The sequence below is a fragment of the Vitreimonas sp. genome (genome assembly GCF_036392335.1).
Taxonomy (GTDB): domain Bacteria; phylum Pseudomonadota; class Alphaproteobacteria; order Caulobacterales; family Aquidulcibacteraceae; genus Vitreimonas.
On the sequence record NZ_DASVYD010000068.1, the window covers coordinates 1 to 12,419 of the forward strand.

Annotated in this window: 11 protein-coding genes; 10 read left to right on the plus strand and 1 reads right to left on the minus strand. The window is 63.8% G+C overall.

The window, feature by feature from the left end; translation table 11 throughout:
• The 10 genes from VF769_RS16085 to fghA all read left to right on the plus strand — a co-directional run.
• Positions 1-1,223 (plus strand): AMP-binding protein (locus tag VF769_RS16085; protein WP_331009446.1); only part of this gene is annotated, 1,223 nt, incomplete at its 5' end.
• A 27-nt stretch (positions 1,224-1,250) separates the two neighbouring features.
• The gene (locus tag VF769_RS16090) at positions 1,251-2,909 is read left to right on the plus strand and encodes a pectate lyase (RefSeq protein ID WP_331009447.1); all 1,659 of its coding nucleotides are present in this window, start codon (positions 1,251-1,253) and stop codon (positions 2,907-2,909) included.
• 60 nt (positions 2,910-2,969) lie between these two features.
• On the plus strand, positions 2,970-4,418 hold the full coding sequence (locus VF769_RS16095; RefSeq protein WP_331009448.1) for an SUMF1/EgtB/PvdO family nonheme iron enzyme: 1,449 nt from the start codon (positions 2,970-2,972) through the stop codon (positions 4,416-4,418).
• A 101-nt stretch (positions 4,419-4,519) separates the two neighbouring features.
• Positions 4,520-5,278, plus strand: a complete 759-nt coding sequence (locus VF769_RS16100; RefSeq protein WP_331009449.1) for a metallophosphoesterase — start codon at positions 4,520-4,522, stop codon at positions 5,276-5,278.
• 451 nt (positions 5,279-5,729) lie between these two features.
• Positions 5,730-6,590 carry a hypothetical protein gene (locus VF769_RS16105; RefSeq protein ID WP_331009450.1) on the plus strand — a complete coding sequence of 287 codons (861 nt, stop codon included), beginning with the start codon at positions 5,730-5,732 and terminating at the stop codon, positions 6,588-6,590.
• The gene (locus VF769_RS16110) at positions 6,587-7,012 is read left to right on the plus strand and encodes a hypothetical protein (RefSeq protein ID WP_331009451.1); all 426 of its coding nucleotides are present in this window, start codon (positions 6,587-6,589) and stop codon (positions 7,010-7,012) included. Before VF769_RS16105 ends, VF769_RS16110 begins: the two co-directional genes overlap by 4 nt.
• A 63-nt stretch (positions 7,013-7,075) precedes the next feature.
• On the plus strand, positions 7,076-8,185 hold the full coding sequence (locus VF769_RS16115; RefSeq protein ID WP_331009452.1) for an S-(hydroxymethyl)glutathione dehydrogenase/class III alcohol dehydrogenase: 1,110 nt from the start codon (positions 7,076-7,078) through the stop codon (positions 8,183-8,185).
• A 4-nt stretch (positions 8,186-8,189) separates the two neighbouring features.
• Positions 8,190-8,648, plus strand: coding sequence for a DUF433 domain-containing protein (locus VF769_RS16120; RefSeq protein WP_331009453.1), 459 nt, complete (start codon positions 8,190-8,192; stop codon positions 8,646-8,648).
• Positions 8,645-9,109 carry a GFA family protein gene (locus VF769_RS16125; RefSeq protein ID WP_331009454.1) on the plus strand — a complete coding sequence of 155 codons (465 nt, stop codon included), beginning with the start codon at positions 8,645-8,647 and terminating at the stop codon, positions 9,107-9,109. Before VF769_RS16120 ends, VF769_RS16125 begins: the two co-directional genes overlap by 4 nt.
• A gap of 850 nt (positions 9,110-9,959) precedes the next feature.
• On the plus strand, positions 9,960-10,787 hold the full coding sequence (gene fghA, locus VF769_RS16130; protein WP_331009455.1) for an S-formylglutathione hydrolase: 828 nt from the start codon (positions 9,960-9,962) through the stop codon (positions 10,785-10,787).
• On the opposite strand, the gene VF769_RS16135 is transcribed toward fghA, so the two are convergent.
• Positions 10,732-12,419: DUF2339 domain-containing protein (locus VF769_RS16135; RefSeq protein WP_331009456.1), on the minus strand; the 1,688-nt coding region annotated here is incomplete at its 5' end. The two genes, fghA and VF769_RS16135, sit on opposite strands and share 56 nt — an antisense overlap.

Below are 12,419 nucleotides of genomic sequence, written 5' to 3' on the forward strand. Positions count from 1 at the left end.
CGCGTGCGGGGGAGGTCCGAGCGAAGCGAGGGGAGGGGGAAAGTCCGTCAAACACTAGCGCTGTCCCCCCTCAGTCAGCTTCGCTGACAGCTCCCCCGCACGCGGGGGAGCGCTATGAGTCAGCGCTCGTCGCCGCCCCACCTCTCCGAACCGAATCCCGCTGGAACGGCGACGACATCTGGACGCTCTCCTACACTTCCGGCACCACCGGCGTGCCGAAGGCCGTGATCCAGACCTATCAGATGAGCGCGGTGAACGCGTTTCATGTGAGCCAAGCGTTTGGCGTGCGCGCTGGCGATCGCACGCTCAATTTCCTGCCGCTCTTTCACACTGCGGGCATTCAGCTCGTCACGCTGCCGACTTTGATCGCCGGCGGCACGGTGACCGTGATGCCAGGGTTCGACGAAGCGCGTGCATTTGCGTTGATGCCTTCGGTCGATGTCTTCTTCGCCGTGCCGGCCGTCTATCAGCAACTCGCGCTGCATCCCGAGTTCGAACGCGCCGATCTTTCTCGCGTTCGCGCCTGGGGCTGCGGCGGCGCGCCCTTGCCCGACGTGTTGGTCGAACGCTACGCCGCGAAAGGCGTGCGCGTGTGCAACGGCTACGGCATGACTGAAACTGGGCCGACCGCGTTCGTCGCCGCGCCCGAAGATGCACTCACCAAGATCGGCTCCGTTGGCAAACCGCAAATGCTGCTCGATGTGCGCATCGTCGATGGCCAAGGCCGCGACGTGCCCGAGGGCGAGAGCGGTGAAATCTGGATGCGCGGCGCGGGCCTCACGCCGGGCTATTGGAACAGGCCGGAAGAGACGGCGAGGGCTTTCACCGCCGATGGCTGGCTCAAGAGCGGCGACGTCGGCCGTCGCGACGCGGACGGCTGCTATTACGTCGCTGGCCGCATCAAGGACATGTACATTTCCGGCGGCGAAAACGTGTACCCGGCTGAGATCGAGAACCTGCTCGCGCGGCATCCGGCGGTGCTTGAGGCGGCCATCATCGGCGTCGCCGACGAAAAATGGGGCGAGGTCGGCCACGCCTTCATCCAGCTCCGCCCCGAGGCGTCGCCGGTCAGCCCCACCGAATTGATTCAGTTTTGCCGGGCGGGTCTGGCTGGCTATAAAACCCCCCGTCACGTCACGTTCGTGACGGAGTTCCCGCGCACCGCCGCGGGCAAGATCAAGAAGCACGAGCTCGCGCCGCCGGCCCCCGGTCCGTCGCGCTAGGCTCGAAGGGAAGGATCGCGAAGGCTGATGAAGAGCTTTTCCACCTCACGCCGCGGCCTGCTGGCCGGCGCCTCGGGCGCTGTGTTGACGAGCGCATGCGCCTCTTTTTTTGACCCTGGCGCTGACACCGGTGGCAATGAACTCCGAGCCCAAGCGCGAGACGCGATGAAGCGCGCCGCGCGGTTCATGCGCGAAGAGGCGGCGTATCGCGGCGGCTATGTCTGGTCCTATCTGCCGGACTTCTCGCGCCGCTGGGGCGAGATGGAAGCCTACCCGACGATGATCTGGATTCAGCCGCCGGGCACGGCGACGGTCGGCCATCTCTATCTCGATTGCTTCAACGCCACGCGCGACGAGTTCTACTACCAAGCCGCGATGGAAGTCGCCGAAGGTCTGATCGCCGCGCAGCATCCAGCGGGCGGCTGGAATTATCTCTACGATTTCGCGGGCGAGGAGAGCACGCGCCGCTGGTACGACACGATCGGCAAGAATGGCTGGCGGCTCGAAGAATTCCACCATTATTACGGCAACGCGACTTTCGATGACGCGGGCACGTCGGAAGCGTCGCAATTCTTGCTGCGCTTATATCTCGTGCGCCGTTCGTCGCGTCTGCGTGCGCCGCTGGAGCGCGCGATCGCGTTTGTGCTCGACAGCCAATACGAAAACGGCGGCTGGCCGCAGCGTTTTCCGTTCGTGAATGATGCGCCGTCGCTGCACGGCCATCCGGATTACACGCGCTATATTACGTTTAATGACGCGGTTGCGGACGAGAACATCAAGTTCTTGCTCATGGTTTATCATACGCTCGGCGATGAGCGCGCCTTGGCGGCGATCCGCCGCGCGATGGAGATATTCATCGTCACGCAACAGCCCGCGCCCCAAGCGGGCTGGGGGCTGCAACACCACCACGAGACACTCGCGCCCATCGGCGCGCGTTCTTACGAGCCGGACGCGCTGGCGACGCACACCACCGCCGGCAATATCGCGCAGATGATGGATTTCTATGAATGGACGGGCGATGAGCGGTTCATCGCACGCATTCCTGAAGCGCTCGATTGGTTACAATCAGTGCGCTTGCCCGCCGATCAGATCCAAGTGCGCGGCCGCGAATATCCGACTTTCATCGAACTCGGCACAAACCGCGCCCGCATCAATCATCGTCGCGGTTCGAACGCGGCGAGCGGCGAATATTATTGGAATTACGATCCGGCCAAGCCGATCACGCATTACTCGCAATGGCGCGCGATCAATCTAGATGCGTTGCGCACACGCTTTGAGCGCTTGCGCGCTGCTTCGCCCGATCTCTTGCGCGCGTCGTCGCCATTGCGTCCACAAGCCGGCTTCGAACTGCCGCGCTTCTTCACCACCGAGAATATCGAAGTCTCCGATATGACCTCGAACGCGGGCGGCGGCGATTTCGAACGACCCACGCCGGAACGCGCCCGCCAATTGATCGCCGAACTCAACGCGGACGGGTATTGGCCGACCCCGCTCACGGCTACGTCCCAACCCTACGCGGGCGAGCCGCCGGCGGCGCCCTCGCCCGGCGATTTCAGCCAGACTCTGGTCGGCGACCGTTTCGACACCTCGCCTTACGTCACCGACACCCCGGTAACAGGCATTTCGACGGGAACCTTCATCCAGAACATGAGCGCGCTTTTGCTCATCGCGGATTCAGCCGATTGAACCAAGGATGGTATTGCCTCGGGCAGGAGGCTATCCTCGCGGGCGTGGGGATGATGAGCCGTGGTCGAAAATACTGAGGAGCGGACAATCCGTTTGGCGTCGATCGTAGCGGTCGACATCGTCGGGTTCTCAACGATGTCCGAGCGCGATCAGCGCAACGCCGCCCGCAAGGTGGAAAACCTGCGCGCGCGCATCGAGCAAGTCGCGGCCAAGAATGGCGGGCGCTTGTTCAACACCGCCGGCGACGGCTTCATGCTGGAATTCGGCTCGGCCGGTTCTGCTCTGGGCGCGGTTCAAGATATTCTCGACAAGCGCCCCAAAGGCGAGCCGCCAATCCGCGTCGGCGCCCATGTCGGCGACGTCGTCGTCACGGCGACCAACGATCTGCTCGGCCATGGCGTCAACGTCGCCGCGCGTCTGCAAGAATTGGCGGAGCCCGGCACCGCGCTCGTCTCCGCCGAATTCCGCTCGATGGCGCGCTCGTCGCCGACGGCGGCGTTCCAGGCGCGCGGGCAGAAGCCGCTCGATAATATCGAGCAGCGCGTGCAGACGTTTGAGATCCTTTCCAAACGCCAGCGCTTCGTGCGCGCCGCGCGCCGCTACGCGTCGATGGGCGTCGCCATCGCGCTGCTGGCGATCGGCGCGTATTTCGCGCCTACGATCTGGCGGTTCTCGCAACAATTCCTGCCGGCTGAGCAGCAGCCCGATGCGGTAGCGTCGCCACAGATCAATGGCGCGCTGAGCGACGAGCAGCCGGTGATCGATATGGTCCCGACCGCGGCGACCTACACAGCCGGCCACACCTTCACCGATTGCGCCAATTGCCCCGAGATGGTGGTGCTGCCCGGCGGCATCTTCGTCATGGGCTCGCCCGCCAGCGAAGCAGGGCGGGGCCGCGATGAAGGCCCGCAACGCGAAGTCTCGATCTCGCCGTTCGCGATCGGCAAATACGAGATCACCTTCGCGCAATGGGACGCATGCTTGGCCGGCGGCGGCTGCAACGGCTTTTCGCCGCCCGACAATGGCTGGGGCCGCGGCGCGCGCCCCGTCACCGGCGTGTCCTGGAACGACGTGCAATCCTATCTCGATTGGCTGAACCAGCAGGCCGGCGGCTTGCGCTATCGCTTGGCCAGCGAAGCCGAGTGGGAATACGCCGCCCGCGCCGGCGCGTCCGACGCTTACGCCTTCGGCCCGCGCGTCACCGCCACCCAAGCCACCTTCCGCGCCCGCCAAACCAGCACCGTCGGCGCACACGACGCCAATGCCTGGGCGCTGTTCGACATGCACGGCAATGTGGGCGAGTGGGTCGAGGATTGCTACGTCGCCAATTACGACCAAGCGCCCATCGACGGCGCCGCGGTTCAGGCAAACAATTGCGCGCGTCACGTCTATCGCGGCGGCGGTTTCTCCGATCAGGCGCAAATCCTGCGCGCCGCCGCGCGGCAATCGGCCCCCGCCGATCGGCGCAACGCCGCCGTCGGCTTCCGCGTCGCGCGCACGCTCGACTGAGCTTTGTCAACTGCAGACACTGTGCCCGCGGTCACATGCAATGCACATGACCTGGTTTATGCTGTCTTTGGCGTGACGACGAGAAACATGGGGTGGGCCGCATGAGCGGCAGATTTTTGCTGGCGCAGATTTCGGACACGCACGTCCGCGCCGATGATCAGGGCGTGGCGGCGGCCAAGCTCAAAAAGGCGATGGCCCAGGCCGCCGAGTATCGCGCCGACGCTATCCTGCTCACGGGCGATCTCGTCAATGACGAGCGCGCGGAAGAATATGAAGCGTTGTCGCGCGCGCTGCGCGACCCGCCGGCGCCGCTCTATCTGATGCCCGGCAATCATGACGAACGCTCGCGCCTGCGCGATCTCTTTCCCAGCCATACCTACCTTCCGCGCGCCGGCGCACTCTCTTACGCGATCGAGCAATTCCCGGTGCGCGTGGTCGCGGTCGATCAGATCGTGCCGGGTGAGACGTATGGATTGCTGACCGAAGCCGGCGCGGAATGGCTCGATCAAACGCTCGCCGCAGCGCCGCACAAACCCACCATCGTGGCGCTGCATCATCCGCCGTTCCCCACCCACGATCTCCTGTTTGACAATATCGGCCTGCACGATTCCGACCTGCTGGCGCGCGTCATCGCCAAGCATCCCCACGTCATGCGCGTCATTTGCGGCCACCATCACCGTGTCGCCTTCGGACAGATCGCGCACGCGCCAGTCGTCGTCGCGCCCTCGACCTCATGGGCGTACGGCATCGCCATGTATCCGGGCCAGCCGATCGCGCCGCGCACCGACGAGCAAACCGGCTGGATGCTCCACGCCTGGACGGAACGGGGCGGCTGCGCCAGCCACTTCATCGGCATCTGAGGGGAACGGCAGTGGGCCGGATCTGCCGATCCGGCCCGTGCTGCGGTGGCGCCTTGGGCGGGGGGAGTAGATCGGCGCCGTGGAAAGAACGTGGCCGGCGGCGCTCCGTTCCGCCCTCCGGCGAAATTTTTCGGATTGCTTTTTGGCAATGTCGCGCTGGCCGTGTGGTCCGCGGGCGGCGGGCGGAGGATGAACGTGACGCCGGCGGGGTTCGCGACTGCAGCCCCCGCCGGCGCCGGCTCGGAATCCATCAGGGTCACCCCAGCACCCAACCGAACCGCGCAGACCAAAGAGCAGCGCACGCCACCCGTCAAACATTTTGTCTAATCTGTACAGAACGCGCGCATGCTTGTGGTGCAAAAGGCACGCGTTGACGGCTCTGTCATTTGCCTGTTTGGTTCGCGCCGACTGCAGCACCACACGTTAGGGGTAAGCAAAAAGGGCGTTAGCGATGGCGACTGCGAGTTTGAAATGGGTCGGTGCGAAACCAGAAGATATCAAGAGTGCGCCGAAAATGAGCGACGTGACGACCTTCTGTCGTTGGACGATGTTCTGCATTCAGGCGATTGAAGAATGTTGGGAACTGGCGCCGGAGACGAAACGTCAGGATATTGAGGCGCAGATCAAATCGATCCGCTTCAGGATGCACGGATGGCGCCTGCAGCTCGACCGCAAAGCGCGGCATTTCGAGATCAATCTAGCGCAGGACAAAGTGAACCAGCCGCCGCGATTCAAGCGGCGCCCGCCACCCAGCGACAAGCGGCAAAGTGAGCAGCCACAAGAGGAAGCCGAGCACACCACAACCGCCGTCATTGTCGCGGACGCACCTGAGGCGAATGCCGACGCCGCCGTTGGCCCGCAGGCCGATGAGGAGGACAACGCGCGCGAAATTGCGCCGAATTGCAGCGTGCAGTTGCGTGGAAAACTGGATTTACCAAATCGGATCGAGGCGGCGCGCCACGACGCTGCTGCGATCCTGTCACGTTTGCGCGCTAGCGTTGCGGACGTGAAGCAGCAAAGCGCAGCATTGTGGGCGCGTATTGCCGACAAATTGTCCCAATACCGCACGCATTCTGTGTCGTTTGTACAACATGAGATGTGTGGGCGGAAAATTCGTCAATTCTTAACGCGCGTCCGCGAGCCTGCGTCTCACGTGGGCACCGCGGGGGCGCGGCTGCAGACAGTCTGGATTGAGTGCGGGGGGATAGCTCTCGCGCTCCGAAGCTGGAGAGACCTCGCCCCGCAAATCGATTGGGACAGCTATCTCTTCGGAGAATTGCCGCCCGAGGAAAGTGAGTTGGCGACGGGATGAAATCGGTCAAAGAGCTTCGCAAGAAAGCGGCAACACGCGCACATCGGAAATCGCGGATCTATTCCACGTCCGAGGCGCGCGCCAATTTCGCCGAAGCTCTTGAGACCGCACAAGTCGAGGGCGCCGTTATTGGATTCGATCGCTATGGTCGAACTGTAGCGGCGCTCGTCCCGGTGGAAGCCGTGTACATCTTGGCCGGGCAGGATCATCTGGTGTCGCCGGCGCGGCGGGAGGCGCTTGTTCAAGCGGCGCGCCGTTTCGTGGCCGAAGTGCCGAGCCGCTTGAGTGCGCGCGACGAGGCGCCGTCGAAGTCCGAGCGCGCAAAGCCGTCGCCGAAATCCAAGGCGACCGTCCGCAAGAAGAAGACGGCGAAGTCCGTCCCCACCAAGCGGCCGGCGAAGGGCAAGCGCAACCACCGCTGAGCTTTTCCTTTTGACGCATTGGCCCGGCGCTGCGCTATAAGCGCCGCCAAAGGAGCCATGCCGATGAAGACGAAGGCCGCTGTCGCGTTCGAAGCCAAAAAGCCGCTTGAAATTGTCGAACTCGATCTCGAAGGCCCGAAGGCTGGCGAAGTCCTGGTCGAAATCAAAGCCACCGGCGTGTGCCACACCGACGCCTACACGCTCGACGGCCTCGACAGCGAAGGCATTTTCCCCAGCATTCTCGGCCATGAAGGCGCCGGCATCGTCCGCGAACTCGGCGCGGGGGTCACCAGCCTCGCAATCGGCGATCACGTCATTCCGCTCTACACGCCGGAATGCCGCCAGTGCAAAAGCTGCCTCAGCCGCAAAACCAATCTCTGCACCGCCATCCGCGCCACGCAAGGCAAAGGCCTGATGCCGGACGGCACCTCGCGCTTTTCCTACAAAGGCAAGCCCGTCGCTCACTACATGGGCTGTTCGACGTTCTCGAATTTCACCGTGCTGCCGGAGATCGCGCTGGCCAAGATCCGCAAGGACGCGCCGTTTGAGAGCGCCTGTTATATCGGCTGCGGCGTCACCACTGGCGTCGGCGCCGTCACCAACACCGCGCAAGTCGAGCCCGGCGCCAATGTCATCGTCTTCGGCCTGGGCGGCATCGGCTTGAACGTCATCCAGGGCGCCAAGCTCGTTGGCGCCAACATGATCGTCGGCGTCGATATCAATCCTGCGCGCGAGGAATGGGGCCGCAAATTCGGCATGACGCATTTCGTCAATCCGAAAAATGTCAGCGGCGATATCGTCGCGCACTTGGTTGAACTCACCGGCGGCGGCGCCGATTACACGTTCGATTGCACCGGCAACACCACTGTGATGCGCCAAGCGCTCGAGGCCTGCCATCGCGGCTGGGGCGAAAGCATCATCATCGGCGTCGCCGAAGCGGGCAAGGAAATCGCCACGCGTCCATTCCAATTGGTGACGGGCCGCGTTTGGAAGGGCACCGCCTTCGGCGGCGCGCGCGGCCGCACCGACGTGCCGAAGATCGTCGATTGGTACATGGACGGCAAAATCGCCATCGACCCAATGATCACGCACAAACTGCCGCTCGAACGCATCAACGAAGCGTTCGACCTGATGCACAAAGGCGAGAGCATTCGGAGCGTGGTGGTTTATTGATGCGATGACGCGCCCGATCGTCACCGATCCCGATAAGTTTGGCGGCGAACCTTTTGTCGAAGGCACGTCAATCACCGTTGCTGAGGTGCAGGCATACTGGAAGCAGAAGGGCGTTTACGCTGCGGAGATACGTCAACGCTTTCCAGAGTTGTCTGAAGCAGAGCTTGGAGCGGCGGTTACTTATGCGCCGTACCAAGAGCCGGAATTTAGTTTCGTGGCGGAGTCGGAAGGGCCACCGCGGCGTTCACTACGAATTTGGTCATCACCTCCGGGATGGATGTTTCTATGGGAGGATGTTGTGCCGGGTCTCGGTGCGCGTCCCGGATTCGACACATGGGAAGAGACTTGGGATCGTGTTCTTCTCTATCCGGAGGAATACGCGCCAAAAGCTATTGTATGGCGAGACGAGCGATCGAGCGAAGTCGTCGATATATACTCAATCAAACCTGAGCTTACGAAATGACCGATTGGAAGCTCCCTTGGTCCGCGTCGTGCCTCTGCGGCCGCGTGAAAATGCGCATCAGCGCAGCGCCGATGGTGACAATGGCGTGCCATTGCCGCGGCTGTCAGAAGCTGACCAGCGGGCCCTATTCGCTTTCGCTGATGTTGCCGGCGGCGGGGCTTGAGGTTGAAGGCGCGACCGAAATCGGCGGCGAGCATCGCGAGAGCAGCGTCCATCATTTCTGCGCGTACTGCAAAAACTGGCTCTACACCTCGGGCATCGCCGGCGGCCAATTCGTGAATTTCCGCCCGACCATGCTCGACGATGCCAGCTGGATCGTCCCGTACATCGAATCCTACACGAGCGAAAAACTGCCCGGCGTCGTCAGCGGCGCCAAACACAGCTTCGACAAATTCCCAGAACCGCACCAATACCCCGAACTCATGGCCGGCTTCGCCAAAGACGGCGCCAAACCAAACTAGCGGCACTATTCCCCCTCTCCCTTGCGGAGAGGGGGCTAGGGGGTGAGGGGCGTTCAGCTAGCGCGATGGTTGGCGCATTGTGCGCTTAAGTTCTTCCACCAAACGCACGTGCATCTTCGCCCCTCATCCCCCGGCCCCTTCTCCGCAAGGGAGAAGGGGAGGCGGTCCAGAATTTTGCTGGATACACCGCGCTCTATCCCACTAGCCAGCGCGCAAAAACGGAACGCCTTCAACGTCACCCAGCGAATCTATTCAACCGCTTCACACCGCCCGTAGCCTCCTCGCGTCCAACACGAGAGGATTTCGAAGTGCACCGAAGCTTTGGAATGTTGGACCGCGGCCAGCGTGGCACGCGTCGCTTCGATGAAGGCGGAGACGTCGGCATTGTTGAGGAAGTGCGCAGGATGGGATGCTCGGCAGAGGTCCGATCCAGGCGGCGAAACGAACGGCGCATGCATTGCCTGCGGGGCATGAAACCGCAGGGCCCAGCAGCACTCGGAAGCTGTTGCACGTGGCACCGGTGAAATCTGGTGAATTCGGGTCTAAGGCCCCTCGGCGGTTTCCCTCGAGGTGAGCAGAGCAAGCCCTATCCCAGTCCGGGAATAATGGTCGACGAAGGGGCGCGCTCGATGCGCAGCGTTGGTCCGCAAGGATCGACGCACCTCGGAACTAAACCAGCGCCTCCGGCGCGCCCCACCTCTCTCGGGATTCGGGTATCGGTTCTCGGTTGTCGGAACGGTGTTTGCGATCACGCAGCGCCGCCAAATCTGCGCGCCTCGATCCCCGAAAACCGAACCCCGAACACCGCGCCCGCTTTGCAACTCAGTCCGCAACCGCATAAGAGCCCAACATGGAAACTCGCGCCCAGCACCGCATTCACGGCGGCACACTCACCTACGCTCAGCATCAAAGCGCCGCGACCGGCACGCTGATGCGCTTCTCCGTGTTCACGCCGCCAGGCGAGGGGCCGTTTCCGTATCTGATCTGGCTCTCGGGCCTCACTTGCACCGAAGACAATTTCACCACCAAGGCTGGCGCATACGGCGCGGCCGCGCAGCATCGCGTCGCCATCGTCGCGCCCGACACGTCGCCGCGCGGCGAGGGTGTCGCCGATGATCCCGCCTACGATCTCGGCCAAGGCGCGGGCTTCTATGTGGACGCGACGCAAGCGCCGTGGGCGCCGCACTTCAAGATGGAAAGCTACGTCACGCGCGATCTGATCGAGATGGTCGAGCACAATTTCAATCTGGCGCCGCGCCGCGCAATCTCCGGCCATTCGATGGGCGGCCACGGCGCGCTGACGCTGGCGATGAAGCATCCGAACCTGTTTAGAAGTGTCTCCGCGTTCGCGCCGATCTCGTCACCGACGCGCTGCCCCTGGGGCGAAAAGGCGTTCAGCGCCTATCTTGGCGACGATCGTGAGAGCTGGAAGGCGCACGATGCAGCGCTGCTGATCGCGCAAGGCAAAGCCAAATCGTTTGACGACATCCTCGTCGATCAGGGCCTAGGCGATCAATTCTTGGAAAGTCAGCTGAAGCCGGAATTGCTTGAAGCGGCGGCGGCGCAAGCGGGGCAGAGGCTCACGCTGCGTCGTCACGACGGCTACGATCACTCATACTTCTTCATGGCGACCTATATCGCCGACCATGTCGCCTTTCACGCCGCGCGCTTGGGGTGATGTCTCTGAGATCGCTTTCACGCAGCAGGCGCGCGGGCGGTTTGAAGGCGCGCACCGCCCACACCGCGACAAACGGTGTCAGCGCAATGGCGAGAATGGCGCCGACTTGCGCGCCGCCGCTCAGGCGCGTGAAGGCGAGCGCGAAGGCGTACGCGATGGAAAGGCCAGTGAGACCGATGCCGTACCAGCGCAAGCCCATATTGCCGCGCTGCGTGCCGATCGCGAACGCCGCGATCGCACACGCCACCCAGACAGCGACATAAGTCCAAAGTTCGGAATCCAACGCCGGCGCGGCGCTCATCGTCTCATGGTGGAAAAGGCGGCGCGTCAGCATGATGGCGGCGATGGAAAGGTGAGCGGCGCCCATGGCCACGCCGCCACGCGCAAGCCAACGGCGCGCGTGCACGTGCGGAATACGGGCCGCAACCGCGCTGAGGCACGCGGCGAGTCCGAAGCCGGCGAGAATGGTGAGGAATCCGCCCAGATTGCTCGCGCGCACCGGCCAGACGCCCCACCACGGATTGAACAAGCCCCACAAACCCAGCGCCGCAAATCCCATCGCTGGCCAGATCGCCGCCGCCCAGATCGCCTGCAGATCGTAGAGATACGCGCGCTCTGCATCGCGGCCTGGCGCCCGGGCGGTGAAATAGGCGGCAGCCGAGACGAGCAGGAGCGGCCATACCGCGTAGGCGAGCCCCTCAAGGCCATGCAGCGCCACGCCATCATCCATTGCGCCGCGATGATAGAGCCAACGTACGCCCGCCACGCCAAGGCTCAGCGCAAACAGCGCCGCGGCGGCGGCCGCGGCGAAACGCGCCGGTTCGGCCGGACGCGAGATCGACAGAACGCGCGCGAGCCATAGCGAGAGCGCGATGGCGGCAGCTTGCGAAACGACCGCCCAGCCGGTGGCGCTGTCGCCGGTAAGCGGCGCATCCTGCGCGCCCCACCATGGGTGCCGGAAGCCCAACATGAGGATCAGCGCCGCCGCGAGCGCAACGCCGGTGACGGGGCGCATGATCGTGAGCAGATCGCGCGTGAATGGCCGCTCGGGATCCTTGGAGGCGCGGACGCGCGCGGCGAGCGCGATGATCAAGGCGGCGCCGATAAAGAGCAGCGCGTACATGGACGCTTCGAATACGCCGATCGCAGGTTGCGCCATCTGATCGCCGCGAAAAGTGCGACGAATCTCCAGCGCCGCCCACATCAGGCCGAATCCAGCGCCAGCGGCCGCATAGAGGCGCGCCGGCTCCAGTGCGCGCGCATACACGCGGCCGGCTGCGTAAAGGGCGAGCGATGCCGGGGCCAGAAACGCGATCGCTTGCGCGTTGAACAGGATCGGCCCGGCAATAGGGGCGGCGTCCGCGCCGCCCCACCAAGGATTAAGCGCAAAACCTCCCCAGAACGCCGAGAACGCAATACCTGCGATCAAGAGCGCATGGCCGCGCCAGCGCGCGACGTCGCCGAACGCGGCGTCTTTGCGTGGCAGAAGCGCCAGCCCGGCGCCGAGCAGGACGAGCGTACGCAGCGCGTTGGCGACCAGCGCGTCGACCATGTTCTCGAGGCTGAGCCAATGCAGCACGTAGAACGCGCCGAGCACAGGGGTCAGCCAAGCGGCAAACGCCAGCGCTTCAG